Below are 26,786 nucleotides of genomic sequence, written 5' to 3' on the forward strand. Positions count from 1 at the left end.
ATCAGTCTCGCAGCGCCGCCTCCATCACCGCCCGGGCGATCGGCGCCGCGCTGCCACCGCCGCTGATCTCGCCGCGCACCGCTGCGGCCTCCTCGACGACCACCGCGACCGCGACCGCCGGCCGGGACGCGCGGTCCGCCTGCGCCCAGGAGATGAACCAGGCGTACGGGGTACCGGAGTTGCCCATGCCGTGCTGTGCCGTACCGGTCTTGCCGCCGACCCTCGCCCCGTCGATCCCGGCCTTCGCGCCGGTGCCTTCCTCGACGGCATCGACCATCAGCTGCTGGAGCTGCTGCGCCGTCGAGGGGCTCATCGCCCGGTGGTACGACTTCCGGCTGTGCCGGGAGACGGTGTGGCCGTCCGATGTGGTCACCCGGTCCACCAGAAAGGGACGTCTGATGTCGCCGCCATTGGCGACCGCGGCCGCGACCATCGCCATCTGCAGCGGCGTTGCCGCGGTGTCGAACTGCCCGATCGAGGAGAGCGCCAGCTGGTCGACGGTCATCCGGGCGTCGAAGTTGGACGCGGCCACGCCTGAGGGAATCGTCAGCCCGCGGTCGTTGAAGCCGAACCTGTCGACCGCGTCCAGCATTCCGGGCATTCCGACCTGCACACCGAGATGTGCCATCACGGTGTTGCACGACCACTGGATGGCGTACGCGAGCGAGGCGTTGCCGCAGCCCTTCGCCTCATTGGGGAGCGTGGTCGAGGTGCCGGGCAGGACATACGGATCGGGCGTGCCGGTCGGCGCGTCGACGTCGGTGACCACGCCGGCCTCCAGCGCGGCCGCGGCCGTCACGATCTTGAAGGCGGACCCCGGCGGATAGGTCTGCCGGATGGCCCGGTTGAGCATCGGCTGGACGCTCGAACCGTTGAGCCTGGTCCAGGCGTCGGTGACCTGCTTCCCGGTTCCCGAGAGCAGACCGGGGTCGTACGAAGGGCTGCTGACCAGTGCCAGGATCCTGCCGGTCGACGGCTCGATCGCCGCGACCGCGCCCCTTCTGCTGTTGAGGCCGCTGAACGCGGCCTGCTGCATCGAGGGCTTGATGGTGGTGACGACATTGCCGCCGGGGTGCTGCGTGCGGCTGAGGTCGTTCCAGAACGGGATCCGGGTGAGCAGCGAGGACGCACCGGAGAGGATGGAGTCCTCGGCGTTCTCGATGAGCGAGGTGCCGTACGTCTGCGAGGCGTAGCCGGTGACGGGGGCGTACAACGGCCCCTGCGTGTAGGTGCGTTCGTAGCGCAGCTGCTCGCCGGTGTCCTGGGAGCCGGTGACCGGTCCGCCGCCGGCCAGGATGTCGCCGCGCGGCTCGTCGTAACGGTCGATGACCAGTCGGCGGTTGGCCGGATTCTTGTCGAGCGATGTGGCCTCGATGACCTGCACACGAGCCGCGTTGACCAGCAATGCGACCAGGAGCAGCAGACACAGGACGGCGGCCCGCCGGATGTAGCGGATCACCGTTCGCCCTCCAGGACCGGTGCGACGACACCTGGTTCGACGGGCTCGGGATGCGGTGCGCGGGCCGAGTCGCTGACCCGGATGAGCAGCGCCACGATGACCCAGTTGGTGACCACGGACGAACCGCCCTGCGCGAGGAAGGGCATCGCCATCCCGGTGAGCGGGATCAGTCCCATCACGCCGCCCGCGATGACGAAGACCTGGAGCGCGAGGATCGAGGCGAAACCGATGGCGAGCAGCCGTCCGAAGAGGTCGCGCAGTGCCAGTCCGGCGCGGTAGCCGCGGGCCACCATCAGCGCGTACAGCATGAAGACCGCGGTCAGGCCGACCAGGCCGAGCTCCTCGCCCGCGGTGGCAAGGATGAAGTCGGACTTGGCGGCGAAGCCGATGAGGATGGAGTGGCCGAGTCCCAGTCCGGCGCCGAGCATCCCGCCGGCGGCGAAGGCGAAGAGCGACTGGGCGAGCTGGCCAGGGCCCTCGCCGGCGTCGATGGAGGCGAAGGGATTGAGCCAGTCCTCCACCCGGCTGTGGACATGCGGTTCGAAGGAGCCGACGGCGACTGCGCCGGCCGCGGCGAGCAGCAGCCCGACGGCGATCCAGCCGGTCCGGCCCGTCGCCACGTACAGCATGATCACGAAGAGCCCGAAGAAGAGCAGCGAGGTGCCGAGGTCCCGCTCGAGCACCAGAACGCCGACGCTGAGCAGCCAGATCGCGACGATGGGGCCGAGCACGCGGCCGGTGGGCAGCTGAAGCTTCCAGATTCTGCGGCCGGTGTACGCAAGGGCGTTGTGGTTGGCGGCGAGATACGCGGCGAAGAACACGGCGAGCAGGATCTTGGCGAACTCGCCCGGCTGGAAGGAGAGTCCGCCGATCCGGATCCAGATCTTGGCGCCGTTCACGGCGGGAAAGAGGATCGGTACGAGCATCAGCACAAGGGCAGAGACGACCGAGAGATACGCGTACCGTCGCAGAATCCTGTGGTCGCGCAGGAAGACGACGACGGCGATGAACAGGGCGACGCCGAGGGTGGACCAGATCAGCTGGGTGGGCGCGGCCGCGTTGCTCGGGGTCTCCAGGTCGAGACGGTAGATGAGCGCCAGGCCGAGGCCGTTGAGGAGGACCGCGATGGGGAGGAACAGCGGGTCGGCGTACGGGGCGCGGTAGCGGACGGCGAGGTGGGCGAGGAGGGCCAGCACGCCGAGGCCCGCTCCGTAGTGCGCGGCGTCCGGCGGCACGGCGCCGCTCTTCGTCAGGCCCACGTCGACATAGCCGTAGACGGAGATGAGGACGGCGCAGACGAGGAGCGAGAGCTCGACACCCCGCCGCTTGGGGAGGCGTAGATCGGGCGGGGGAGCGTCCGCCGTCGTTGCGGTCATGCCACGCAACGTAGCAAGACGCAAGCCTTATGTCCCTTTATGTCATAGGGCGTCGAAGAAGAGTGTGCGGAAGAGTCGACGGAGCGTCAGCGTTTGGATACCAGCGGGGCGCAGAGCCGATGTTGGCGACGCGTCACTCCGCGCACGGCTGAGCGGCGGCTTCGCCGTCGCTCACGAACGGTATGTACTCGGGAAGCGTGAGCCGGGCGACCGCACCGCCCTCCGGCGCGTTCAGGAAGCGCAGCTCCGCGCCGATCACCGCCGACTGCCCGACCGCTATGGTCAGTCCGAGCCCGTGCCCCTTGCTGCCGCCGTCCGTACGGAACCGCTGCGGCCCGTGCTCCAGCAGATACTCCGGATAGCCCGCCCCGTGATCGCCGACCGTCACCACCCCGCCGTCCACGGTCAGCACCACCGGCGGCTGCCCGTGGTTGTGGGCGTTGGCGACGAGATTGCCGAGCACCCGCTCGAGACGCCGCCTGTCGGTCTCGACCGTCGCATCGCGTACGACCCGTACCTCCGTGTCCGTCGCGGAGGCCCGCACCACCCGCTCGGCCAGATGCGCCAGCTCGTGCACATCCAGGTCCACCGTCTCGCTGCCCGCGTCCAGCCGGGAGATCTCCAGCAGATCCTCGGTCAGTGAACGCATCGCCCGGACCCGGTCCCGTACCAGCTCGGCCGGACGGCCCTCCGGCAGCAGCTCGGCCGCGGCGGACAGTCCGGTCAGCGGAGTGCGCAGCTCGTGCGCCACATCGGCGGTGAAGCGCTGCTCGCTCAGCAGCTTGCCCTGCAGGGACGATGCCATGGTGTCCAGGGCGCCGGAGACCGTGGCCACCTCGTCCTGGGGGCGCGAAGGGTTCTTGGTACGTGGGTCGTTGACGCGGGCGTCCAGATCGCCGGCGCTGATCCTCCGCGCCACCTGCGCGGTCAGATGCAGCCGCCGCGTGACCCGGGTGACGGCGAAGGCGCCCACCAGCAAGGTCGCGCCGATCGCCAGCACCGAGGAGCCGACGATCGCCTGGTCGAGACCGGTGATCGTGTCGGCGCTGAGGGTGTAGTCGACCTGGACGGCGATGGCCCGTCCGTCGGCGGGCCCCGCCGCCCACATGGTGGGGCGGCCCCGGAAGTCGGCGACCATCGTGCCGCGCTTCCCGCCGACGGCGAGCTCACGCAGCGACCGGGGCAGGCCCGGCGGATCCACGCCCGCGTGCGGGCGCATCGGCTCGCCCGCCTCGTAGGCCCGTGTCACGTCGACCAGTCGGCCGAGAGCCTTCTCCCGCGCCTGATCCACCGTCTGCCGGGTCACCGCGACATGCACCAGCGCACCCAGCATCGCGGCGAGTGCGCAGCACATCACGGTGATGAAGACCGCGGCCTTCCAGGTGAGGGTCGCGGCCCAGCGCGGCAGCCGCAGCCGTCTCACGACGCGCCCGCCGAGGCCTTGTGCGCGGGGGAGCGGGGCGGCTTGACCCGTACGATCTCGTCGCTGGTGGGAAGCATTGCACCCTGCTGGCCGTCCCAGGACCATGCGGTCCGGTACTCGTATCCGGGGATGCCGGCCGAGACCGACCGCAGGATCACGTCACGGCCCGCGAGATTCACGCTGACAAGCTGGTCCGAGGTGGACATGATCCGGGTCAGCCCGCCCTTGCCGGGCATGTAGCAGCGCACCGACGTCTGCTGCTCGGGCATCCTGATGCCGACGATCATCTCCTCCCGGCCGTCGCCGGTCAGATCGCGGTAGTACGGCTTGAGCACCGGGCAGGACTTCGGCTTGCCCTTGCAGGTGTGGAGCTTCGCGACGGTCTCCTGGTAACGCCCGTCCATACCGGCGTACTCGTCGGGGTAGGCGTCGGCCTCGGCCTGCACCACGGCGACCGGGTCCAGGGCGCGGACGCCGTCGCCCGGCACCTTGATACCGGGGACGCGCTCCGTGTCCGTCTCGCCGAAGTCGTTGGGAGGTGCGGTGACGGGCGGCAGATCGGGCCAGAGGCGGACCGGGCCGATGGCCGTGGGGGTCGCGCCCGCGCTCTTGATCCGGCCCTCGTTGCCGCAGCCGGACAGCACCGCGGCCGCGGTCGCCGTCAGCAGCGCCGCGTACGTCGCGTACCTCAGGCGGTGCGAGCTCGGGCTCAAGGGTCTCCTAGCGGGGGCGTTCGGCCGTGTCGTCATGCGTCACCAGGACGGATACCCCCTTTCCCGCCCGGGGTGACGCTACCGGGGGACCAGCAGGCCTGCTCAGGCCGGTCCACCCGGCGGCGCCGGGCGCGGTGGGGCCGCGGCCCGCCGCGAGCTACGCGGCATTGCTGCGGGTGGTGATGTCCTCCGCACACGCCGGGCTGCCGACGCGTCCGCCCCGAACCTCGCTGCCCCTGTGCGCCGCTGCCCCGTCCGCCCCGATCTCGCTGCCCGCCTCCCGGCCCGGCGTCAGTGCTGGTACGGCTGCTGTCCGGGCTGCTGCTGCGGCTGCCCGTACGCCTGACCGCCCTGCGCGCCCTGACCGCCCTGCGCGCCCGCGCTCTGGACCTGCAGCTGCTCCGCCGTCTCCTTGCTCACGCTCGCCTCCGCGCCGCAGAACGTGCACTGCGTCGCGTACTTCGAGGAGAACGGGAACAGCGGCACGAAGAACAGCGTGAATTTCGTGACGCGCTTCCTGAGCGTGTGCGCGGACGGGTTGCCGCATTGCCCGCACACCAGCGTCATTATCGCCAGCTGGTAGAGGTATCCCTTGGTGCCAAAGATGATCATGCTGTTCCCTCCGTGGAAAGTGCCTGCCGGCACAGGGCCAGCAGTTTCTCGTCAGTAAAGATGTCATGACTGCCGTATCCGCCGTCGATCGCGTTATGACGTCTTGCGGATCCCAGCTCGCCGCGGAGTATTCGCTCGGCGCCCTCCGCCCCGTCGGCCGTCAGCTCCGCCAGGCATTCGGCCGTCGGCACGCGGGTGTGCGCCTGCCCCTCCCAGGCCGCCAGCAGCACCGGCCACGGGCGCTCCGGATTTCGCGTCACGCGCCACAGCGCGATCGCCGCGTCCACCCGGGTCCATGGCTCGGCCGCCCGCAGCAGTTCACCCAGCGCCGGAGCGGCCTCGGCGGCCGCCGCCCCCAGCGTGCCGAGCACTGTCGCCGCCGAGCGCCGGGCCGCGGAGTCCCGCTCCGACAGTGCCGCGCGCAGCACCGGCAGTACGGCCCCGGCGTCACCCTCGATCGCCCAGAGCGCGCCGGCGGTCCGCGCCGAGAGGGCCGCCGAGCAGCCGCCGCAGCCCAGCATCGCGCGTAGATCCGGCACGGCTTCGACTGCCGCCGGACCGAAGGCGGTGAGCGCCCTCAGCGCCGACTCGGTCACCCACTCCTTGCGGTACTCCGGCGCTCCCCGCAGTATGCGCAGCACCTCGGGCACCGCGTCGGCGGCCCGCAGGGCGGTGAGTCCGTACAGCAGTGGTCCCGCCCGGTCGTAGAGCCGGGCGTCCAGCTCCATCTCGCCGAGGCGGTGGCGCAGCGCGGGCACGAGCGGTGCGGCGGCCGCACCCAGGTGGTCGAGCGCGTACCCCAGATCGTTCGGCGCCTCGGGGCGCTCCAGCGCCAGCGCGAGCACCGGCACCGCGCGCCGGTCACCCGCCCGTGCCAGCGCCGTGACCGCGCTGCCGAGCGTCGGCGGCCCGCCCGCCCACTCCCGCACCCAGGCCGCGGGGTCCGCGGCGACCCGGTCCGCCAGCGCGTCCGCGGCGGGCCCGGCGAGACAGAACAGCTCCTCCAGCGCGTCGGCGGCCGCCTCGGCCAGCCGTGGCTCCGGGTCGCCGAGCTGCTCCCCGATCAGGCCGACCAGCTCCTCGTACGCACCGCGCCAGGTCCGCAGCAGCCCGCTGCTCATCCGTACGGCGTCGATCCGCTGCCCCCAGTCGGGGCTGCACAGCTGATCGGTCAGCAGCGCTGTCCGGTCATCGACGCGATCGCCGAGACCGGAGTGCAGCGTACGGAGCAGATCCGCGGTCCAGGGGGCGTGGCGGCCCGCCGTATCCGCCTCGTGGCGCTCGCGCAGCTGCCCGATGAGTGTCGGCGTCGACGGCCGCTCGGCGGCCTGCGCCGTCACCACCGGCTCGGCGCGCAGCTCGCGCAGCAGGCCGGCCACGCTCGGTACGACATCGGTGGGCAGCGCCCCCGGCGCGCAGCGGGCGAGCTGCGCCAGCGCGGCCAGCCGCAGCCCCGCGCCGTACGACACCCGGGTCAGGCCGGAGAGCCATGGCACCACCCCGCGCGCCAGATACTCGTGCCGCAGCGCTATCCGGCCCGCGGCCTCGACGCAGGCGAACCGCACTTCCGCGTCCGGCTCCACGCCCAGCCGGGCCCGCAGCAGACCGAGCACCAGCTCGGGATCGTCGTGCAGCGTGGCGAGCGCGAGCGGCGCGGCGAGCCGCACCCCGCGGTCGTCGGCGTCGACCAGCCCCAGGAAGGCGTCGGCGCCGGCGGTCACGGCCGACGCGGCCATCGCGTAGTTCGCGGCGTACTCGAACTCCTCGTCATCCGGGTCCAGTTCGTCGTCGCCGTCCAGATCGATGCCGCCGATGCTGGTCAGCAACTCGACGATGCCGCCCCGGTCCTGGACGGCTGGATTCGCCACGAGCTCGAGAAGGAACGGGATACAGGCGAGCGTCGAGTCGTACACATCGCCCTGGTGGTGCACCGCCCCGTACATCCCGTCGAGCGCCGTCTCGCGCTCCGCCGGGTCCGCGGAAGCCAGTCCGCGCAGCATTTGCGGCACATCGTCCGCCGGGCCGTAGGCATGCCCCAGTGCGGCCCACTCGACCTCGTCGATCCCCCCGAACACGCTTGCCCCCTCCCAAGAACTGTGCGCTTGGGGAGAGTGTGCACCACAGCTCGGACATCGCGGGGTTATTGCCCCGAAGGCACGTGGGCTGTTCCCATGGTCGGGGGGTGGTGGCATGACGGGACTGCGCGTCACACCAGCACGCAGGCAGGGCCGGGACCGGCTGTACGTCAGCCTGCCGAACGGCCGGAGCATCGCCTGGTACGACCGGGACACCGGCCGGGTCAGCCTGGTCTCCGACCGCCACCGTGCCGATGTGCTGGCAGCCCTCGCCCCGTATCTCACCGACGATGTGACCGTCGGTCCGCCGCCCGTCCCCACCTCCGCCGACCTCGCCAGGCTGTCTCTGCACCCCGACGACGACCTGGCCCCCAACCGTCCCGGCGAGGCGCTGCACGCCGAACTGGACCATCTCCCCGCCGGGCACCGTTTCCGCCAGGATCCGCGCCGCGCCGAACTCGCCGCGCAGCAGCTGCTGGGCGGCGAGTTCGACCGGCTGGAGGGCGCGGGCTGGCGGATCCTGCACTCGGTTCCGCTGCCCGGCACCGAGCACATCGACCATCTCGTCATCGGGCCCGCCGGGGTGCTGGCCGTGCACACGCTCCAGGCCCGCCGGCTGCGGGTGCGGATCGCCGACCCCATGGTCCGGGTCGGCCGCGGAGAGCCGGTCCCACAGCTGCGCCTGGCCCGCCGCCGGGCCGAGCGCGCCGCGCTCGCGCTGACGGCCGCGGTACGCCCGGTGCTCGCCGTGGTCGGAGCGGCGCGGCTGGACGTGGTGCCCGCACCGCCGGACGTAAGGATTCTGCGGGACGACGAGGTGCCTGCGCTGACGAGGCTCGGCGGCGTACTGAAGCCCGCGGACATCGAGTCGCTGTACGCGACGGCGCGCGACCGCCGCAGCTGGCTGCGCGTCTGACGTTGCGTCGCATCACGCGTCAGCGGTCAGCAGTCAGCAGCGAGTGGTCGGCGGTCGGCGGTCTGCGGTCAGCGGAGGTTGTCGCCCCAGCCGCCCTGGAGCATGGTCTGGAACGCCCACGTCCCGTCCCGCCTGATCAGGATGTCGGCGTACCGCAGCTGCTGCGTCCGTCCGTCCATGGTCATCGTCGAGTCCGTGAAGACGACGGCCATGGCGGGGGAGAGGAAGACGGGCGTACGCGTCGACTCGAAGGTGATGTCGTCACTGCCGTCACCCATCACCTGGCCCATGGTCTCGATGAACTGCTGCCGGTCCCACTGTGCGGAGGCGCCGTTGCCCGCCGAGTCGTCGCTGACCAGGTTGAGCGGGAAGACGGCGAGGTCCGCCATGCGCTCGACCTCGCGCTTGGCGCTGTGTGCGTCGTACGCGGCGAACCACGCCTCGATGCTCGCCAGTTCCTCGGGGGTGGGGGTGTATCCGGTGTCGGGCAGAACGGTCACGCCGTCTCCTCTTCAAGTTTGACCACTTGAGGAAGGTATCCCCGGTGGTAAGCTAGTCAAACTTGATTACTGTTCCTGATTCTGGCTCAGGTGTGATCCCGATCCTGATCCTGAGGGAGCCGCAGCCGCAGCACCGTGGTGACGGTGTGCCGCGTCGTCCCCTGCTCCACCTCGGCCGTCACTCCCGGCTCAACGGTTCGGTACGCGATTTCGCCCACCCCGATCGCCATCGCCGTCCCGGTCTCGCCGGTCGCCCGCCCGTGCAGCGCGACCGCCGCCTGTGCGCGCAGTGCCGGAGCGAGCGGACTCGACACCACCGGGGTGTCGTCGTCCGGAAGTGCCAGCGCCAGCGCGGCCGGCCACGCCGGAGTGCCGGTGAAGCCGACGACCGCCGCATCGCGCGCATACGTGTGCCGCAGTTTCAGCCACGCGCGCGTGCCGCTCCGATAGGTCTGGTCGAGGCGCTTGACCACCAGCCCCTCGACGCCGATCGCGGGCAGGGTCTCGAACCAGGTGGCGGCCTCCTCGGCGTCCAGGGTCATCGGTACGGCCTGCAGCGGCGGACCGAGCGGGCCGAGCAGAGCGACCAGTCGCGCGCGCCGTTTCTCGTACGCCAGCCGCCGCAGATCCTCGCCCCCTTCGGCGAGCAGATCGAAGGCCGCGTACGAAGCGGGCAGCCGGCGCGCGAGAGTGGGCGCGCGCCCGGGTGTGGCGGCCGCGCGCTTCTGTACGGCGGCGAAGTCCGTACGGCCCTCCGTCCAGACCACCACCTCGCCGTCCAGAACCGTGCCGTCCGGCAACTGCCGTGCCGCATCCGCGAGATCGGGGAAGGCCGAGGTGACGATCCGTCCCGAACGGGCCTGGAGCACCACCTTGCCACCGGCCCGGAAGATCACCATCCGGTGGCCGTCGAACTTCGGCTCGTACGCCAGGCCGTGGCCGCGCGGCAGCACGCTCACCGATTCGGCGAGCGCCACCTTCAGCGGGGGCCTCGGCGCGCTGCTCATGGCAGTGGCCCGGCCCGGTTGAGATTGATGAGCGGGCCGAGCAGATCCCCGTACCGCGCCAGCCGTGGCGCGATGTCGCCGATCCGGAAGTCGAGGTTCTGCTGTGCCTCGACCTCTTCCCAGGTCACCGGCGTGGAGACGGTCGGCTCGGCGCGGGCGCGCAGCGTGTAGGGCGCCGCGGTGGTCTTCGCGGCGGCGTTCTGGCTGTGGTCGACGAAGACCTTCCCGGGCCGCAGGGAGCGGGCCATCCGGTGCAGGATCAGCCCCGGCAGTGCGGCCTCGCCCTCAACGGCCAGGCTCTTCGCGTACGCGGAGACCTTCTCGGAAGGGGTGGGCTCCAGCGGCACGAGGACGTGCAGCCCCTTGGAGCCCGAGGTCTTGGCGTACGCGTGCAGTCCGTCCGCGGCCAGCCGCTCGCGCAGCCACAGCGCAACGGCACAGCATTCGACGATCGTCGCGGGCGCGCCCGGATCGAGGTCGAAGACCATACGGTCGGCGACCGCCGGCTCGTCCGCCTGCCACTGGGGCGTATGGAACTCCACGACGAGGTTCGCCGCCCACATCAGCGACGACAGGTCCTGGATGACGACCTGCCGCGCGTTCTTGTCCTCCGAGCGGGGTACGGCGGCGGTGCGTACCCAGGACGGCGTACCGGGTGGCGGGTTCTTGGTGAAGAACAGCTGCCCGTCCGGCCCGTCCGGGTACCGGAGGAAGGACACCGGACGGTTGGCGAGATGTGCGAGGATCGCGCCCGCCGTGGTGGCGTAGTAGTGCAGGATCTCGCCCTTGGTGGTTCCGGTGGCGGGGTGGATGACCTTCTCCAGGTTGGTGAGCGCCAGGCGTCGCCCCTCCACTTCCGTGATCGGCGTCATACGATGAGAATCCCATGAATCCCACGATTTCGGATGAAAGGGATGAAACGTGCGATCCATATGGAACGGTGCGATCTCCTTCGGGCTGGTCAGCATCCCCATCAAGCTCGTCAACGCCACCGAGAACCACGCCATCTCGTTCCGCCAGATCCACCCCGCCGACGGCGGCCGGATCCGCTACCGCAAGGTCTGCGAGCTGGAGGAGAAGGAAGTGACGGCCGCCGAGATCGGCAAGGCGTACGAGGCCGCCGACGGATCACTCATCCCGATTACCGACGAGGACCTCGGCGCGCTCCCGCTGCCCACGGCGAAGACGATCGAGATCGTCGCCTTCGTGCCGGCGTCGTCGATCGACCCGCTCCAGATGGACGCGGCGTACTACCTGTCGGCCAACGGCATCCCGGCCGCCAAGCCGTACACACTTCTGCGCGAGGCGCTCAAGCGCAGCGAGAAGGTCGCCATCGCCAAATTCGCGCTGCGCGGCCGGGAGCGCCTGGGCATGCTGCGCGTCGTCGACAATGTGATCGCCATGCACGGTCTGCTCTGGCCGGACGAGATCCGCAGCCCGCAGGACGTCGCGCCGGACACCGAGGTGACCGTCCGCGAGGCCGAACTCGACCTGGCCGACGCGCTGATGAACACCCTCGGCGAAGTCGACCTGGACTCGCTGCACGACGACTACCGGGAGGCGGTCGAGGCCATGATCGCGGCCAAGGTGGAGGGTGGCGGCGTGTTGCCCGAGGCGGCACCGGCGGAGCACGCCCCCGGCAAGGTCATCGACCTGATGGCCGCGCTGGAGAGCAGCGTGCGCGCGGCGAAGGAGGCGCGGGGCGAGGAGGGCGGGGAGGTCGCCGAGGTCACTCCGATCAAGGGGCGCAAGCGGGCGGCGGCCGCGCCGAAGTCGGGCGGTGCCGACGCGAAGAAGTCCACGGCGACGGCGGCGAAGAAGACGGCGGCGAAGAAGACGGCGTCCGGTGCCACCAAGTCCACGGCGACCAAGTCCACCGCCACCAAGTCCACGGCGGCCAAGTCGACGGCGACCAAGTCGACGGCGAAGAAGGCGACCGCCACCAAGTCCACGGCGGCCAAGTCGGCGGCGAAGAAGACCACGGCCAAGAAGGCCACCGCGAAGAAGCGCGCCTCAGCCTGATCCTGATCCTGGTCCGATCCCGGCCCGGGGCCTCGGGCTGAGCCGTCCATGCGCGGCGCAGCTCTGTAGGCGGCGCAGCTCTATGCGCGGCGCAGCAGGTTGTCCATCATGGACTCCAGATAGTCGCCGCGCTCGGCCCCGACGGGGAGGGCCTGCGGTACGGCGTGGCTCAGCTGGGTGTGCCCGAGATAGCTGGTGTACGCGAGCAGTCCGCGCTGCCGTGCCTGGTCCGGCGGGAAACCCAGTTCCTCGAAGAGGTGCGCCACATAGCCGACCCGACGCTCCGTCACCCGCCGTAGCACGACCGCCACTTGGGGATGGTCGGCGGTGGCGAGCAGGGAGACCTCGAGCGGATCCTCGGCGGCTGAGGCGGTCGCCTGGGCGAAGAGGGTTCGCAGCCGCTTCTCGGGGTCCGGCTCGCACTCCATGGCGGTGATGATCTCCTCGGTACAGATCTCCTCCCACCGGCTGAGCGCGGCCTCGATCAGCGCTTCCCGGTTGGTGAAGTGCCAGTAGAAGCTGCCCTTGGTCGTTCCGAGCCGGGCGGCCAGCGGCTCCACCGCGACAGCCGCGAGCCCGCGCTCGCCGATGGCGGCGAGCGCCGCGTCGGCCCAGTCGCGCGCCGAGAGTCTCTTGCGTCCCGGTCCCCTTGACTGCCGTGCCTGCTCTGCTCGTGCCATGTCCATACGCTACCGTACGGTGAAACATACGCCACCGTACGGAGGTGCGGGATGCGCACGGCACGAAACGTCCATGAACGCATAATTCAGGCCTCACCGGAGGTGGTCGGCGCCCTGCTCGACCGCCTTTCCTCCCAGGACGACCCGCTCAGCCCGAGCCCCGTCTGGCCGCCGATCCTCTTCGACGGCCCGCTCGCTGCCGGCGCGAACGGCGGTCACGGCTTCATCCGCTACTCGGTGAGCGCGTACGACCCCGGCCATAGCATCCGCTTCGACTTCGCCCCGCCGTCCAACGGCTTCCACGCCCTCGCCGTAGAACCGCTGGACGGGGACCGCTGCCGCGTCCGCCACGTGCTCGAACAGGAGCAGGGCCTCAGATCATGGCTGCTCTGGACCCTGGTGATCCGCCCGATGCACGACACGATGATCGAGGAGCTCATCGACAACATCGAGCGCGCCGTGTCCCCGTCCGGCCTGCGCCGCCCGTACCGCTGGTCCCGGCGAGCACGTCTGATGCGCCGCATGATCTGGGACCGTCCGACCGCGACGGGTGTGCCGCGTGAGGCCGAACTGGCCCACCAGGCCTTCGCCGCCCCGGACTTCGCGGATGCCTGGCAACTCCCTCTGAACCCGGGCATGCCCCGCGACCCCGAGGCCTGGCGCGGCGTCCTCCCTTATGCGGTCCGGGCGACCGCGTCGAACGAGCTCCTGCTGGGCGAGGACGCGAGCCACTTGGACTTCCGCGCCTCGGTCCTGATCGCCGACGACAAAGTCACGCTCACCACGGTGGTGAAGACCCACAACCGGCGTGGCAGGCTCTACTTCGCGGTGGTCCGCCGCTTCCACCCGTTCATGTCCCGCCTGATGCTCCGCCGCGCTCACCGCCGCCTGGCTTTCGCGGCGCCGCCGGCCTCGGCAAGGACGGCGCCGGCGAGGTGACTCGGAGTGCCGGGACGGCTCAGGACCGCGGAGCGTGCACAGCGACGACGTGCCCTTGCGCATCGACCGTGAGGGCGACCCGCTCGACCCTGTTCAGCACGGTGAGCACGGCCCACACGACGACCCACAAAAAGCAGGTGACGAGGCTGAGGATGGCGTGCAGCACATGGTTCACCGGTTCGCCGCGGACCATGACCGCCTGCGTCTCGGAGCGGGATTCGACGCGCCAGCCGCTGGCGATCCGCTGATTCACCGCCCAGTCGAGGATGAGGCGCCGCCGCGTCTCGTCGGGCGGAGTGTCTTCCGCTCCGAAGTAGCCGGGTGGGGGCTGGAGAGGCTCCGCCCACCGGGCCGGCACCTTGCGGGGGTTCATGAGCTCACCTCCAGAGGGAGCCTGCGCCGTCCCTCGGCCCGCCCGCGCGGCGGGCCGACGGACGGGACGGGAGCCGAGCGGCCACATGGCCGCCCGAGTGGACCGTCAAAGAGCGACCGCACGTCAGCCGCACTGCCGGGCGCACCGCCGGCCGCACCGCGTCAGCCGAGTGCCCGCGCCGTCGGAGTCCCCGGCGCTTGATGTCCTCCACTGGCCACCATCCGTACCTCTCCTCGGTCACTGATCTCGGCGCGCACGATCCCCGTCTCGTCCTCGTAGATCGGATATCCGCCCGCTCCCGCTCTCTCGGTGCGCCGGACGATCACGACGTCGTCCTCCACGGCGGACGCCTGAAATATCAGCTCGTACCTTTCCGGGTACTCCATAAGGCCTCCCGACAAGGCTCGGCAGGGCCAGGAGCGTCGCTCCACGTCTCGCCGCTGCACCTGATCCCCTCCATGGTCGCCCACGCCTGCCCACCGCGCCTCAGGAGCGGCCCGGACCAGCCCGGACCAGCCCGGACCAGCCCGAATCCCGCGACTGCCGCCCCCTGCGAGGCTGCCCGCGACACCCGCGGGCGGCCGCGCCCCGCGGCAATACCGGCGTGCGGCACTACTGGCGCGGTGATGGATCGCGGTCTTCGGGAACTCGGCTGCTTCTGGAACACCCGCCGCCGAGCCGTCGAAACAGCCAGTCGATTCAGGTCGGTAAGCAGCGGACAGAAATGCGGCCGGGACCATCCTCCTAAAAACAGATGACAGTTGTGGCCGGAGCCGGGTGGTCAATCCGGGCCGGTTTGCGCACCACCTTTGCGCGCGCGCCGGGTTGGCGCGGGAACGGCGCGTGTCGGCGTAACCGATCCAAAGGCGCCTGGATACGCTCCGTTTCGCATCATCCACTGCCACCCACCCACATCGAGGCTCGAATGTCCATCAGAGATTGGCCGGGAAAGCTGAATGAAGTCACAAAGAGCAGGAGGCGCATGGTCAGGGCGGCGACGATCGCACTCGCGGTCACCGCGTCCTGCTCAGGGCTGGTCTGGACAGCTGTCTCCCTGACCGGCCGCAGTGCCGATGCGAAGTCGCCGGCGGCGGCCCCATGTTCCTACACACCGACCGGCGGCAAAAAGTCCATGGGTATCCCGGCCTTCGACGCCAAATCGGCGGCCCGGCCGTACGAGGCCAAACTGGCCACCAACATGGGAACCGTCACCATCGAGGCCCTGACCGGCAATGCCCCCTGCGCCACCAACTCGTTCTCCTTCCTTGCCAAGAAGGGGTACTTCGACGGCAGTAAGTGCCACCGCGTAACCACCCAAGGGATTTTCGTATTGGAATGCGGGGACCCCACAGGAGAAGGCAAGGCTGATCCAGGGTACTTCTTCCGGGACGAGAATCTGGACGGAGCCAAATATTCGGCCGGCACCGTGGCGATGTCCAAGGCGGTTCCTGGCAGGAATGGCAGCCAGTTCTTCATCACCTACGCCGATCCCGAATACCACATGCAGCCTGATTGGACTCCGTTCGCGAGAGTCGTCGATGGGTTGGACGTATTGAAGGAAATCGCCGAGAACGGGACGCGGGACGGATCCACCGATGGCAGGCCGAAGGAGGCCGTCATCATCAAGTCGGTAAGTGTTCGGTAGGCAGCGATCAAAAGCCCGCGTGAGAGCAGTGGGTGACGTCCGGTGGGGTGCCGGCCAAGTCCGACCAGCGCCCCACTGGACCGCCTTTGATGTCTGACTAGCCCGTGCGGCTGAGCAGTACGAAGCCATTTTGGTCAGCCACGGTGCGATATCCCTGAGTGCGGGCGCGGTCCAGGGACATTTTCTCCTCGATTACATTCAGCGGCCAGTGCTTATCCCGCGGCACCCAGGTGTCTACGATGATCCACTGAGGATTGGGGCGGCTGTCGCGCCAGCCGTAGAGGCTGACGCTCGTACGGTTGGTGAGCTGGGGTACCAGTTGATTGGATGCCTGGACCGTGGCGCCGTCGGGGATTTGGTCCATCAGCCTGTGGGCCACAGCGATGCGGGGATCTGTTCGCCAGGTTCCCGGCTGGACCAGCTGCCACAACGGAAACTGCGGAAGAATCAAGAGGCTCATCGCAGCAGAGCCCGCGAGGTAACGGCGCAGACTGCTTGTACTTGAGCGCCGTCGGATCAGGGCGTCGAGGAAAGCCGCGAAGACGATCGGCATCAGCACCAGCGAATAGTGGTAGCCGGTTCCCCAGTGAAATGTGTTGCCTGAGGCGAAGCGCCACAGCAGAGTCGGCAGTGCAATCCACAGCAGCGGGGATCGCAAGGCCAGGAACAGGGTTGGGGCCAGCACGAGCACGAAAGTCGAAATCTTGGTCGCGGGGGTGATGAGACCGATCGTGTTTTTGTACAGCAGATCCGTCAGCCCGCCTTCACTGCCTCCCGGGCTGTCCAGCCAGTACCAATAGGCAAATGACCCACTCGGATTGGCGGCCGGCAGAAACACCAGCAGCGCCAGCAGCGAGCCGGCCAGACCGGCTGAAGCGGTGATGATCCCGAGCTTGCGGTCGCCGCGCCGGGCAATGACGAGACCGATCATGGCCACCGTGAGCCCGAGGTCCTCCTTCACCAGCAGCAAGGGCAGAGCCCAATACGCCGCGGCGCGCAGTCGGTCACTCCCGAGAGCGGTCAGTGAAAACGCGAGGAGGGGAACGGCGAAGGCCACTTCATGGAAGTCAAAGCCGACCCCACTTGCGAGCCCCCAGGAGATGCCGTAGCAGATGCCGATAACCGCGGCGGCCGTGGAGCCCAGCTCTCGGCGTGCCCAGACAGCCAGAGGCACAACACTGGCGGCGACCAGCGCCGCCTGCACCACAAGCAAGGCGTTCGGCGATCGCCACAGCCAGTAGAAAGGTGCCACAAGAGCCAGAATGGGAGAGAAGTGGTCCCCCAGGACGGGAAAGTCCGGTGCCTTCAGCTCGGAGACGGGCAGGTGCCCATCCGCGTAGGAGCGGACGACCTGTTCAAAGATTCCCAGGTCGTAACTGTTGGAAAGCATCCGTTGATGGATACGCAGGGACAATGCCATGTACGCGAAGAACAGCGCCCCCGCCAGAACCCAGATCCACCATTCGACTTGGGATTGACTTCTGTGAGACGGCTTCGCTTCCGTCTGATTGCCGAAATCTGATTGTTGCGGTGGGCGCGTGGCGGTGCCGGCGGGGGGTGCTTGCATGACCGTGCCTTCCAAAAGCTGAGGCTGAGGACCCTCAAGATGCCAGCAACCTCGAATACTTGACTCCGAGTTACCTCCTGTGTGGTCAGAATCCTCCGAATGGCCGCACCCCTGGCGCGGGCGCCATCGAACCGAAGAGGCCATCTCATTTGCTACTCAACGAGCATTCGGTTGCCGGCCGCTCCCATGCGTGTGCCGCTCCCCTGCGTGCGCCGTTCTCAGGCGTGCGCCGTCAAGTCCCCCACGCCACCGCTGACCACGGCCGTCACGGGGATGCCGACCCGGTCGAGCAGACTGGCCGCGACGGTCGCCCGGCGGCCGCTCCCGCAGACCGTCCAGATCTCGCGCTCCCTGGGCATCTCGCCGAGCCGCCTGGGCAGTTCGGCGAGTGGCACGGCGATCGTGCCCGGAATTCCGCCCTCGGGGCGCTCCGGCCGCACATCGAGCACCAGCCGTTCGGCGATGTGCCCGGCCGGTTCGAGCACGTCCGCGGTACGGAAAGAACGCAGCGGCCGGCCGGCTGCCTGCCAGGCGTCGACACCACCCGACAGATTTCCCGCGACGTTCTCGTATCCGATCCGCAGCAACTGGATCACCGCCTCGTCGGCCGCGCTCGCGGCCGGCTCCGGCAGCACCAGCACCAGGCGCGTGCCGAACGGGACGACCTCGCCGACCAGGCCGGCGAAGCGGTCGGTCGGCTCGTCGCAGAGCGACCCGGGCAGATGGGCCGCGGCGAAGGTTCTGCGGTCGCGGCCGTCGACGATCTGAGCACCGCCCCCGACCAGCCCCTCCATCACGCTCGGCGTGAGCGCCCGGAGCGTGGGCGGGCCACCGAGTACCTCCGGTCCGGACCGGTGATCGGTGCCATGTAGTGGTAATAGGCGGGGTACGGCGCCAGGCCCGACAACCGTTGGCTGACGAACTTCTTCTCGTCCTGGATGGTCAGCGTGGGGTTGGTACGCCGCTCGGCGCCCATGGTGGTGGTCCTGTCCGCTGACAAGGGTCCGGCCGCGCAGGAGCTGCCTGCTCCGTGCGTCGGCAGCACCCGGGTGGCGTCCGGCAGCAGCGAAAGTCGCCGCAGCGAACGGAACTGCGCTCTGGCCAGCTACCTCCGTACGGTCGTCACCGGACAGGTCGGTACGGCCCGCACCGCCCACGAGCAGACTGCCTCCGGTGAAGACGGCCGTCGGCGCCAGTCGTGTGTCGTCGAAAACGAGGTACGAGGTGTGCTCCGCCGTGTGCCCGGGCGTCTCCATCGCCCGCACGGTCAGGTCTCCGACGACGATCTCGTCGTCCTCCACCAGCGGCAGATGATCGAAGGCATACGGCGCGCTGGCCGGGCCGGCCACCGTGGCGTCAGTCGCCGCGCGGACCTCCAGCGCACCGGAGACGTAATCGTTGTGCACATGCGTCTCCAGGACGTACCGGATCCGCACCCCCCTGGACGTACAGGACTCCATCAGTCCCCAGCTGTCCCGCTGCGGGTCGACCAGCGCGGCCTCGTCGCCGTTGACCAGGAGATAGCTGGTGTCACCGAGCGATGCCGTGGTCATGATCTCGATCCCGTTCATGCCGTCACCCCACACGTCCGGGGGCCGGTCTCGAATGGCCGGATACCGCCCTAGGGAAAGTAGAGCAAAAGTATTGACTAGGGCGAAATAGGGAGGAAACTCATCAATACACCGGACAACCGGAAAGAGCCGCAGCGCCTATGGAGACGTCCAAAGGCCCGTGCGACTCTTGTCCCGGCTCTGGCCAGGCCCCCGGCAGATTCTGTCGGTGAGGGAGCCAGCAGCGACGACTGAGACTCTCCGCATCGGCAAGGACCGCCGGGGACTGCATGTCCGCATCCGGGTCTTTTGCCAGGTCAGAAGGTGTCCTCCTGGCGGGGGTCGGCGATCGGACGCGGACGTCACGGGTCGGGACGGTTCGTCCAGGACTACGCCGGGGGAGTCGCTCTCCGCGCGACGCTGCCTCCGCGCCTTCGGCCGTTTGGGGGATTCTGACAACCCACGATGCGCTCCGGAGACGTGGGTCGAACCTTGCTGGCATCTTGATGGCCTCAGCCTCACGGAAGGCACGGCCATGCGAGCACTTCCCACCGCCACCCTCACGGGGCCGCCGGAGCACTCGGCCCCAGAGGGCGTCGCGGTAGGCGGGCCCGCCGATAACGATCGTTCCCGCGTCGTGTGGTGGATGTGGGTTCTGACCGGAGCGCTGTTCTCCACGTATCTGCTGCTGTCGCTGCGGCTCCACGAGCGCCTGCTCAGCAATAGCTTCGACCTGGCCATCTTCGAGCAGGTCGTGCGCTCCTACGCCGCGGGGCACCTGCCCGTCTCCGAGGTAAGGGGACCCGACTTCCCTGTTCTGGGGGACCACTTCTCGCCCATTCTTGCCCTCATCGCCCCTCTCTACTGGCTATGGGCGTCACCGAAGGTCCTGCTCGCAGTGCAAGCCGCATTGATCGCAGTGAGTGTTCTGCCGCTGACACTCTGGGCGCGCCGGGCGCTGGGCTCCGGGGCGGCCGCAGTCATCGGCATCTGCTACGGCATCTCCTGGGGCATCGCCAGTGGGGTCGGCTTCGACTTCCACGAGGTGGCCTTCGCCGTGCCCCTCGTCGTGTGCTCGCTGACCGCCCTCGCGAACGACCGGCTGCGGCAGGCGGCGTACTGGGCCCTGCCGCTGCTGCTGGTGAAGGAGGACCTCGGGCTGACGGTGGCCGTGATCGGAGTCCTCATCGTACGGAGCGGCGACCGCAGGCTCGGCATCACCACCGCCGCGATCGGTATGGGCGGAACCCTGCTGGAGGTGCTGGTGATCTTGCCGTCCTTCAACCCCGCGGGCGGCTTCGGCCGACTGGAATGGCTGGGGGTATCGGGCGGCAGCGGGGGGTCGGGGGGCCTGCTCTACCACTACACGATCGGTCTCATCACCCCCGGGACCAAGATCATCACGCTCATTTTCCTGCTGGCGCCGACCCTGTGCCTGGCCTTGCGGTCCCCGCTGATGTGGGTCGCGCTGCCGACTCTGCTGTGGCGCTTCGCTTCGAGCTACCCCGAGCCCTGGGGCACCGGCTACCACTACTCGCTCGTGCTGATGCCGATCGTCTTCGCGGCCTTCATCGACGCTCTGGTCCGGCGGCACTCGAGTAAGAAAAGCGTGCGTCGGCACGTCGCGGCCTGTGCCGCGATCAGCCTGCTGCTGCTGCCGCAGTTTGCGCTGTGGCGGCTGTTCGAGCCGGCCATGTGGCGGACCGACCCTCGCATCGCTGTCGCCCACAGGCTGATGGACCAAATCCCTGACGGCGTGACGGTCCAGGTGTCCAACAAGCTGGTACCCCACCTCGCCAACCGTACGAGCGTCAGCCTCTACGGCTGGCCAGAAAGCCGCCCCAATCCACAGTGGATCATGGTGGACACTCTGGCGCCGCCGTATCGGCTGCAGGTCAATGGGCTGCAGATGAGGGAGAGCAGCTTGGATGATGTCCGCAGCAGGGGCTACCGCACGGTCGCCGAGCAGGACGGCTTCGTACTCCTCTGGCGCCAGGGATAGTGCTGAGCATCCCGTGGGGCGGGCGGGTTCATGACTTGGTCTGTGCTGCTGCGCCGGCGACGGGGAGAACGCGGGTGGGGCGCAGGGGGGCCGACTCGTTTGTCTCGCGCACTACGTAGTGCGGGCGGCGCTTGGCCTCGTGGTAGATGCGGCCCACGTACTCGCCGATGATGCCGAGTACGGCGAGCTGGATGCCGCTGAGCGCGACGATGGCGGTAATGAGTGTCGCGTATCCGGGCGTGTCGACGCCGTTCACCGCCGCGTTGATGACGATCCAGAACGCGTAGACGAGGGCGGAGAGAAACAGCCACATGCCGGTGTGGATCGCGAGCCGCAGCGGACGGCTGTTGAAGGAGAGCAGCCCGTCGATGCCGTAGTCGATGAGCCGTCGGCCGCCCCACTTGGACCGCCCGGCCGCCCGACGCACATTGCGGTAGGTGAAATTGACCGTGTCGAAGCCGACCCATGAGAAGAGCCCCTTCGAGAAGCGCTTGCTCTCCGGGAGCGACAGGACGGCGTCCACCGCGCGCCGCGACAGCAGGCGGAAGTCGCCCGCGCCGTCCACGACCTCGACGTCCATGAAGTGGCGCACGAGACGGTAGTACGCCCGGCTGACCGCGGTCCGCACGACGCCTTCCCCGGCGCGGTCGCGGCGTGCGACCACCTGGTCGTAGCCACGCCGGTACAGCTCCAGCATGCGGTGCATGAGCTCTGGGGGGTGCTGCAGATCGGCGTCCATGAGGACGACCACGGCGCCCCGGGACATGCGCATGCCGGCGAGCAGCGCGGCTTCCTTGCCGAAGTTCCGGCTGAAGGAGGTGTAGCGCACCTGCGGCGCGGTGGCCGCCAATTCCCTCAGCCGTTCTGCCGTACCGTCGCCGCTGCCGTCGTCGACATAGCAGATCTCATAGGGCTCACCGACCAGCTCGAGTTCAGCGGTCAAGGCAGCATGAAAGCTATCGATCACTTCATTCTCGTCGTAGCACGGCACGACGACCGAAATCCTGATCTCCGGCATGCCCATAGTGGAACATACCCGGCGATATCGCATCGCCGTATGTGCTCCCTGCGTGTCGGTGGCGTCCACACTCGGTCCTTCCGCCGTGCCCGCGTATTGAAGTGGCCCGCGGACGAAGTGGGTCCTGCGCCGGCGGCGGTGGAAGAACCTGCGGGTCTCGACAGCGAGTTGGGCCTGGTCCCGGGCCCGGCTGCTCATGGGCAGAATGCGTGTGTTGACTAGCTCGCCGGGGGTTCAGCTCGGGCGAGTACGAAGGCGGGAAGTGCGGCTCGTCGGCCGATTCGAAGATCTTGTCATCGTTCCACGACAAGGAGCTGGGCCCAGACCGTCTCGCCCCGAGAGTCGGTGACCTCGATGCGGAGAGTGGTCGGGGTCGTCGTGCGCTGGATCACCATGAGGATCAGCAGAAAGTCACGGCCGGGCACGCGGCCGTGGGTGACCGAGTTCGTGGCCAGTTCGGCGACGAGCAGCGCGGCGGCCTGTGTGGTCTGGCTGTACCGCGCCCAGCCCCAGTCGGTGAGTTGCTGGACGGCGAGCAGACGGGCGAGACGCTCGCCGCCCCGGGTGGAGCTGAACTGCCGGCTGAAATGGGCCACGGGGAGGTCGAGTTGGGGCGTGGCGATTTCTGGCTTTATGTGACAGAGCGTGGCCGGATGTCCGTACGCCGACCAGGTAAGTCATCGGCACGGAGAGTGGGTGTATCGGTACGGTCGGTTGCCTGTCCGAGGTGCCGGTAGTAACCGGCCGGGCGGGTACGTGGGTTGGGCGGTGGTGGTCACCATGACGGACGGTACTCATCAGGTTCCTGCGGGAGCGGGCGGGCCTCACACAGAAGGAGCTCGGCGACCGCCTGGGCTACGGCGAGGACCTGATCTCGTCCTTGGAGCGCGGCCGCAGGGCCCCACAGCCGGAGCTCTTGGACGCTGCGGACGAAGTGCTGGACGCGGGCGGCCTGTTGAAGGCGACGAAGGAGGACGTGGCACGAAGAACGGCATGCACACCATGTGCCACTTCTACGCCTCGGTCCTCCTGGACCGCCGGGGAGAACATCAAGGCGCTCGCCGAGTACCTCCTCCACTACGACCCCGGCCCGACCCTCCGCGTGTACGCGCACCTCATGCCATCCCGATCGGAGCACACCCGCAAGGCAGTTGCCTCGGTCTGGGACTAAGCGCCGGGACCGTGGGAGTCTTCTACCGGGTGCGCAACGCAGGTAGCCTCCGGACATGAGCCTGTCGCTCGCGCTGAACCTCCTGGCTGTCCTGGTAGCCGCGGCTGCGTTGGCAACCTCCTTGGCGATGTCTCGGCGACAGCTCCGGCTTGCCCAGAACTCCAATGTGCTGCCCATTGTCATACAGCTGTTCAGGGAGACGAGAGAGCCTGACTTCTCGCAGGCCATCGAGTACGTAGCGAGGAGGTTGGCGACCGAGCATCCACCCGACAACGGATACCGCTACCTGCCGGATGAGGCCAAGCGCCCTATCCGCCGCATCAGCCTCTTCTACGACGACGTGGGCAAGCTCGTCGCTCACGGTGTCGTCGATGAGCAGATCGTCATCGGTTCGTACGGATGGAACATCGTCGCGATGTGGGATGTCCTGGCCCCCTACATCTATAGGGAGCGAGAGCTCTCCTCCAAGGCAATGCTTTATTTCGAAGATCTCGCGGCCAGGGCAAAGGCCAGGCCAATGGCCATTGTCCATGCCCAAATCGGTCTTTCCCGTTGCCCCCGTCAGTGAGCTGATCGCCCACGACGCCGTGCGCGGACCAGCTCCTGTTACGTCGAACGCACTCGGTCGCTCTAGGCCTACAACAAGACCGCATTCGAAATATGAAGTCATCTCATGTGATGGCGTGAGTCCCCGTCTTCAACCTCGATCTCGATACAAGTGCCCATGGTCTCGTCCGCAACGGTTCCCACCGGCAATGGTCCCGTCTGGGTTCACTGACCGCCGCTGGTTCCGACATGGACCCTCGTCAGCGCAAACACGATCAAGAGGTCGAGTGTCATCACGAAGATGGCCCACGCCGGGTAGTACGGAACGAACATGAACTGGGTGATCAGGCTGATCCCTGCCGCTGCTGCGGCGGCCCCGCGACCCCAGCTCTTGTTTGTCAAAACTCCCAGGCCAGCAATGACGAGCGCCACTCCGACCACGAGGTGAATCACGCCCCAAGCGGTTAGGTCGAACCGGTAGGCGTACTGGGACGAGGAGGAGAACACGGTGTCCTGTGCGATGCCGGATGCGCCCATAAGAATGCTGAGTGGCCCGCTGAGCATCAGCATGGCCCCGGCGAACACGGACGCGCCGTTCATCGTTTCGCTGTCGGGCCCCCCGTGCCCTAGCCGTGTCTTGTTCGGCATCGCTGTCATGGCCGTCGCCTTCCTGTACAGCGCGGTCACCGACGCACAATGCCCGTGCGAAGCCAGCCACGCTCCCCCTGACAGGATCACCGCAATCCGTCGGCACCGCGACTGCAACCCGCCGTGGGGAGACCGCGGACGCCTACCGCACTGCTCGGTGCTCGGCCTCGGCCCTGGGCTGGAGCGCATCCAAGCGCACCACCCCGCGCGATATCGCCCACTGCATCGCCTACGCGCCCGCCGGGACCACACTCGACGAGCTCGTCGCCGTCGCTGGGAGGGCCATCGAGGAATGCCCGCAAAGCGCTAAGAACTCCTAACGGAATGAGCTGAATGCACTGGCGCCGAGTTCCATGGATGGGCCACGATCCCTCGCGTGCTCGTTGGACGAAGGAGAGCTGTGGCCGAGGTTACGCCGATGGATCTTGTTGTTCTCGCCGATGACGAGGGCAACAGCGTGAGCATCAAGGTGCTGGGGCAGCACCCACGATGGTCCGCCGGCCTTGCGTCCGAGATCGCTGTCGGCACGCCCTTCGTGAGCGGAAGCATCGATCTGGTGCTGTCAGCCTCGAAGTTGGAAGCCGGGGGCCGCGCCCTGGACAGGCTCGACGGTGGGGAGGAGATCGCCTGGATGGAGATGGATCGAGGGCCGTCCGTCTTCATCGAGCTCACCGGTGAACGCGACTGCCCAGAGGTGATCGTCGAGGACGAATCGGGCTCGACCGTCACCGTGCGCGTTCCGATCGATCTGCCGGACGGGTGGATCGCAGACCATCGCACGCGACTCAGCGAGCTGATTGCTTCCTGGAGCCCGATCCCGTCAGAGTGGGGAAGCCACGCCGCCGGCAGATCATCGCGCATCCCAGGCTGAGCAGGGCCTCGTGGATGTCATCGCGGATCTCCCAGCGGATACGCAGCCGACGGAAGTGGTGCAGCAGCGCGAACGTACGCTCGACGACCCACCGCTGGGTGCCAAGCCCGGAGCCGTGCTGGATGTTACGGCGGGCGATCAGCGGCCGGATGCCCAGCTCGCGCACCAGCCGCCACGCCGCCGGTACTTGGCGTGGTCGTAGCCACGGTCTGCCAGGACGACGTCCGGGCGCCGGCGGGGCCTGCCACGTTTGCCGCGCACCGGCGGCACCGCCTCGAGCACCCGCTGACGTGTGGCATCGATAGCGTAGGTGGCCAGCGCAAGCGGGACGAAAACCGCCGCAAATGGGTCATTGCGGACGCAGGGTCCGTCGATCATAATCCGCGTGTCAGGTTCGAGTCCTGCCTCCGGCATCCGGCCGTCGGCACCTTCGAACCTGCGATACCGCTCGCCGTCCCCGGCTCGTTACGTTCGAGTCCCTCCTCCGGCATCGGGAAGTGGCTTCGGAGACCACGAAAGTGCAACCGCCCGCCCCAACGCCCTGACCAAGGAAAAGAGCTGACCAGGGTGCTGAGTAGTGGTGGGTACTCGGCCATGTCCAGGACTGCTTTCGCGGGGGCGCTGCTCGTCGCCGGCTTCGCAGTCGCCTCGTGTGGCGGCGACGGCAACAAGGCTGACGCGAACGGCAAGGTCACGGTCGTCTACCAGGACAACGCGATCAAGCCGAAGGACCGGCAGGTCGTAGCGGTGATCCGGAAGTCCCGCGTGCTCGAGCAGGTCGCCGACTGGGTGAACAAGTCGGTCGCCCTCCCGCATGACCTGGTCGTGAAAGTCACCGACAAGGTCCCACCGGGGGTTACGGATGCGGTCACCCAGCCCGACGGCAGGACGATCTTTGTGCCGCCGCCGTTCCTGACCCAGATCGAAGGGGTCCTCAGCAACGTGGTCAAGACCGTCAAGCGTCCCGCCCTGTTCCCCGAGGCCAGGTTCAACGCCGACGACCTGACCGCGCTGTCGACCCAGTTCATCCTCGGCCACGAGATGGGCCATGCTCTGCAGCGTCAGCTTCTGCTTGCGAATCTCGGCCTCGAGGAGGACGCCGCCGACGGGTTCGCGTCGTTCTACACCGTCAACGAGGTTGGACCGGATCCGTCGCTGGCAGCCGCAATCCTGTTCGACGAGATCGCCCGCGAGGAGGGCAAGCTGACGCTGGAGGGGCTCTCGAGCGATCACCCCGTTACCCAGCAACGGGTCTTCAACTTCCTTTGCTACCTCGAGGGGAGCGACCCGAAGAGGTTCCGCGGGCCCCTGGTCGGTGCCGGTTACCTGCCGAAAACCCGCGCCCCGTTGTGTCCGCAGGCATGGGCGATGCTGGACTTCGGCTGGTGGACCCAACTCGAGAAACATTTCAGCGGGGCATTCAAGGACCAGGGCGACAAGGCGCAGGAGAACGCACGCGACCAGCTGATCGCGGAGACGAAGGCCTTCGAGAAGGAGCTCGACAAGATCCGCAGCGAGCAATGAGCATTCAGAGCCATCGGCCCGCAACTCCGGCCGCCCCTCAATGGCGCGGGCCTAAGACGTCATCTCATTTGGTGAGTCTGCGGTAGCAGATGAGGGTGCAGGCGATGCTGGTGAAGGCGAGGAAGTGGTCGGCTTTGCGTTCGTAGCGA

At 68.5% G+C, this 26,786-nt stretch carries 26 protein-coding genes and 1 pseudogene; 9 read left to right on the forward strand and 18 right to left on the reverse strand.

Annotated features, from left to right (window positions below; all coding sequences use genetic code 11):
- Position 1: 1 nt before the first annotated feature.
- The 6 genes from ACFYXH_RS04820 to ACFYXH_RS04845 all read right to left on the reverse strand — a co-directional run bounded on the left by ACFYXH_RS04820 (position 2) and on the right by ACFYXH_RS04845 (position 7,658).
- Complete coding sequence (locus ACFYXH_RS04820; protein ID WP_389560557.1) at positions 2-1,459, reverse strand: penicillin-binding transpeptidase domain-containing protein; 1,458 nt, start codon at positions 1,457-1,459, stop codon at positions 2-4.
- Positions 1,456-2,835 (reverse strand): FtsW/RodA/SpoVE family cell cycle protein, encoded by a 1,380-nt coding sequence (locus ACFYXH_RS04825; protein ID WP_389560559.1) that lies wholly within the window; start codon positions 2,833-2,835, stop codon positions 1,456-1,458. Before ACFYXH_RS04825 ends, ACFYXH_RS04820 begins: the two co-directional genes overlap by 4 nt.
- 133 nt (positions 2,836-2,968) lie before the next feature.
- On the reverse strand, positions 2,969-4,258 hold the full coding sequence (locus ACFYXH_RS04830) for a histidine kinase dimerization/phospho-acceptor domain-containing protein (RefSeq protein ID WP_389560561.1): 1,290 nt from the start codon (positions 4,256-4,258) through the stop codon (positions 2,969-2,971).
- Positions 4,255-4,971, reverse strand: a complete 717-nt coding sequence (locus ACFYXH_RS04835) for a hypothetical protein (RefSeq protein WP_389560562.1) — start codon at positions 4,969-4,971, stop codon at positions 4,255-4,257. Before ACFYXH_RS04835 ends, ACFYXH_RS04830 begins: the two co-directional genes overlap by 4 nt.
- A 291-nt stretch (positions 4,972-5,262) precedes the next feature.
- Entirely contained in the window at positions 5,263-5,583 is a 321-nt protein-coding gene (locus ACFYXH_RS04840) for a zinc-ribbon domain-containing protein (protein WP_389560564.1), read from the reverse strand.
- Positions 5,580-7,658, reverse strand: a complete 2,079-nt coding sequence (locus tag ACFYXH_RS04845; protein WP_389560566.1) for a PBS lyase — start codon at positions 7,656-7,658, stop codon at positions 5,580-5,582. Before ACFYXH_RS04845 ends, ACFYXH_RS04840 begins: the two co-directional genes overlap by 4 nt.
- Before the next feature lie 115 nt (positions 7,659-7,773).
- Here ACFYXH_RS04845 and ACFYXH_RS04850 point away from each other — a divergent pair, with 115 nt between their 5' ends.
- Positions 7,774-8,574 (forward strand): nuclease-related domain-containing protein, encoded by an 801-nt coding sequence (locus ACFYXH_RS04850; protein WP_389560568.1) that lies wholly within the window; start codon positions 7,774-7,776, stop codon positions 8,572-8,574.
- A 68-nt stretch (positions 8,575-8,642) separates the two neighbouring features.
- Here the strand turns inward: ACFYXH_RS04850 and ACFYXH_RS04855 are convergent, their stop codons facing one another.
- The 3 genes from ACFYXH_RS04855 to ligD all read right to left on the reverse strand — a co-directional run bounded on the left by ACFYXH_RS04855 (position 8,643) and on the right by ligD (position 10,953).
- Positions 8,643-9,074: a nuclear transport factor 2 family protein gene (locus tag ACFYXH_RS04855; protein WP_389560570.1), complete on the reverse strand. Its 432-nt coding sequence runs from the start codon at positions 9,072-9,074 to the stop codon at positions 8,643-8,645.
- 86 nt (positions 9,075-9,160) lie between these two features.
- A complete protein-coding gene (locus tag ACFYXH_RS04860; RefSeq protein WP_389560572.1) occupies positions 9,161-10,081 on the reverse strand; it encodes an RNA ligase family protein in 921 nt (306 codons plus the stop codon).
- Positions 10,078-10,953, reverse strand: a complete 876-nt coding sequence (gene ligD, locus ACFYXH_RS04865; RefSeq protein ID WP_389560573.1) for a non-homologous end-joining DNA ligase — start codon at positions 10,951-10,953, stop codon at positions 10,078-10,080. Before ligD ends, ACFYXH_RS04860 begins: the two co-directional genes overlap by 4 nt.
- A 49-nt stretch (positions 10,954-11,002) precedes the next feature.
- On the opposite strand from ligD, the gene ACFYXH_RS04870 reads away from it, so the two are divergent.
- Positions 11,003-12,103 carry a Ku protein gene (locus ACFYXH_RS04870; RefSeq protein WP_389560575.1) on the forward strand — a complete coding sequence of 367 codons (1,101 nt, stop codon included), beginning with the start codon at positions 11,003-11,005 and terminating at the stop codon, positions 12,101-12,103.
- Positions 12,104-12,183: 80 nt separating this feature from the next.
- Here the strand turns inward: ACFYXH_RS04870 and ACFYXH_RS04875 are convergent, their stop codons facing one another.
- Positions 12,184-12,789, reverse strand: coding sequence for a TetR/AcrR family transcriptional regulator (locus ACFYXH_RS04875; RefSeq protein ID WP_389560576.1), 606 nt, complete (start codon positions 12,787-12,789; stop codon positions 12,184-12,186).
- Between the two features lie 45 nt (positions 12,790-12,834).
- Here ACFYXH_RS04875 and ACFYXH_RS04880 point away from each other — a divergent pair, with 45 nt between their 5' ends.
- Positions 12,835-13,722 (forward strand): DUF2867 domain-containing protein, encoded by an 888-nt coding sequence (locus tag ACFYXH_RS04880; RefSeq protein WP_389560578.1) that lies wholly within the window; start codon positions 12,835-12,837, stop codon positions 13,720-13,722.
- Between the two features lie 19 nt (positions 13,723-13,741).
- On the opposite strand, the gene ACFYXH_RS04885 is transcribed toward ACFYXH_RS04880, so the two are convergent.
- Positions 13,742-14,095 (reverse strand): hypothetical protein, encoded by a 354-nt coding sequence (locus ACFYXH_RS04885; RefSeq protein WP_389560580.1) that lies wholly within the window; start codon positions 14,093-14,095, stop codon positions 13,742-13,744.
- Positions 14,096-14,256: 161 nt separating this feature from the next.
- Positions 14,257-14,481, reverse strand: coding sequence for a DUF6296 family protein (locus ACFYXH_RS04890; protein WP_327326086.1), 225 nt, complete (start codon positions 14,479-14,481; stop codon positions 14,257-14,259).
- 539 nt (positions 14,482-15,020) lie between these two features.
- On the opposite strand from ACFYXH_RS04890, the gene ACFYXH_RS04895 reads away from it, so the two are divergent.
- Positions 15,021-15,740 (forward strand): peptidylprolyl isomerase, encoded by a 720-nt coding sequence (locus tag ACFYXH_RS04895; protein ID WP_389560581.1) that lies wholly within the window; start codon positions 15,021-15,023, stop codon positions 15,738-15,740.
- Positions 15,741-15,837: 97 nt separating this feature from the next.
- Here ACFYXH_RS04895 and ACFYXH_RS04900 read toward each other — a convergent pair whose 3' ends face one another.
- Both ACFYXH_RS04900 and ACFYXH_RS04905 read right to left on the reverse strand, forming a co-directional pair.
- Positions 15,838-17,322 (reverse strand): DUF2079 domain-containing protein, encoded by a 1,485-nt coding sequence (locus ACFYXH_RS04900; RefSeq protein WP_389560583.1) that lies wholly within the window; start codon positions 17,320-17,322, stop codon positions 15,838-15,840.
- Between the two features lie 203 nt (positions 17,323-17,525).
- The gene (locus ACFYXH_RS04905) at positions 17,526-18,878 is read right to left on the reverse strand and encodes a rhodanese-like domain-containing protein (RefSeq protein WP_389560584.1); all 1,353 of its coding nucleotides are present in this window, start codon (positions 18,876-18,878) and stop codon (positions 17,526-17,528) included.
- A 625-nt stretch (positions 18,879-19,503) separates the two neighbouring features.
- Between ACFYXH_RS04905 and ACFYXH_RS04910 the strand changes: the two genes are divergently transcribed.
- The gene (locus tag ACFYXH_RS04910; protein ID WP_389560585.1) at positions 19,504-20,859 is read left to right on the forward strand and encodes a DUF2079 domain-containing protein; all 1,356 of its coding nucleotides are present in this window, start codon (positions 19,504-19,506) and stop codon (positions 20,857-20,859) included.
- Positions 20,860-20,887: 28 nt separating this feature from the next.
- Here ACFYXH_RS04910 and ACFYXH_RS04915 read toward each other — a convergent pair whose 3' ends face one another.
- Together ACFYXH_RS04915 and ACFYXH_RS04920 are read right to left on the reverse strand one after the other, a co-directional pair.
- The gene (locus ACFYXH_RS04915; protein ID WP_389560587.1) at positions 20,888-21,802 is read right to left on the reverse strand and encodes a glycosyltransferase family 2 protein; all 915 of its coding nucleotides are present in this window, start codon (positions 21,800-21,802) and stop codon (positions 20,888-20,890) included.
- Between the two features lie 368 nt (positions 21,803-22,170).
- Complete coding sequence (locus tag ACFYXH_RS04920; RefSeq protein ID WP_389560588.1) at positions 22,171-22,473, reverse strand: hypothetical protein; 303 nt, start codon at positions 22,471-22,473, stop codon at positions 22,171-22,173.
- Positions 22,474-22,682: 209 nt separating this feature from the next.
- On the opposite strand from ACFYXH_RS04920, the gene ACFYXH_RS04925 reads away from it, so the two are divergent.
- Entirely contained in the window at positions 22,683-23,048 is a 366-nt protein-coding gene (locus tag ACFYXH_RS04925; RefSeq protein ID WP_389560671.1) for a helix-turn-helix domain-containing protein, read from the forward strand.
- Between the two features lie 55 nt (positions 23,049-23,103).
- Complete coding sequence (locus ACFYXH_RS04930) at positions 23,104-23,616, forward strand: hypothetical protein (RefSeq protein ID WP_389560589.1); 513 nt, start codon at positions 23,104-23,106, stop codon at positions 23,614-23,616.
- Between the two features lie 203 nt (positions 23,617-23,819).
- Here ACFYXH_RS04930 and ACFYXH_RS04935 read toward each other — a convergent pair whose 3' ends face one another.
- A complete protein-coding gene (locus tag ACFYXH_RS04935; protein WP_389560591.1) occupies positions 23,820-24,281 on the reverse strand; it encodes a hypothetical protein in 462 nt (153 codons plus the stop codon).
- Between the two features lie 361 nt (positions 24,282-24,642).
- Here ACFYXH_RS04935 and ACFYXH_RS04940 point away from each other — a divergent pair, with 361 nt between their 5' ends.
- Entirely contained in the window at positions 24,643-25,113 is a 471-nt protein-coding gene (locus ACFYXH_RS04940; protein ID WP_389560592.1) for a DUF5959 family protein, read from the forward strand.
- Here the strand turns inward: ACFYXH_RS04940 and ACFYXH_RS04945 are convergent.
- Positions 25,028-25,395, reverse strand: a pseudogene (locus ACFYXH_RS04945) (transposase); the annotation flags it as partial. The gene ACFYXH_RS04940 and the pseudogene ACFYXH_RS04945 sit on opposite strands and share 86 nt — an antisense overlap.
- Before the next feature lie 312 nt (positions 25,396-25,707).
- Here ACFYXH_RS04945 and ACFYXH_RS04950 point away from each other — a divergent pair.
- On the forward strand, positions 25,708-26,637 hold the full coding sequence (locus ACFYXH_RS04950; RefSeq protein ID WP_389560594.1) for a DUF4344 domain-containing metallopeptidase: 930 nt from the start codon (positions 25,708-25,710) through the stop codon (positions 26,635-26,637).
- Positions 26,638-26,786 lie beyond the last annotated feature (149 nt).

The organism is Streptomyces sp. NPDC002730, from assembly GCF_042888805.1.
Lineage (GTDB): Bacteria > Actinomycetota > Actinomycetes > Streptomycetales > Streptomycetaceae > Streptomyces.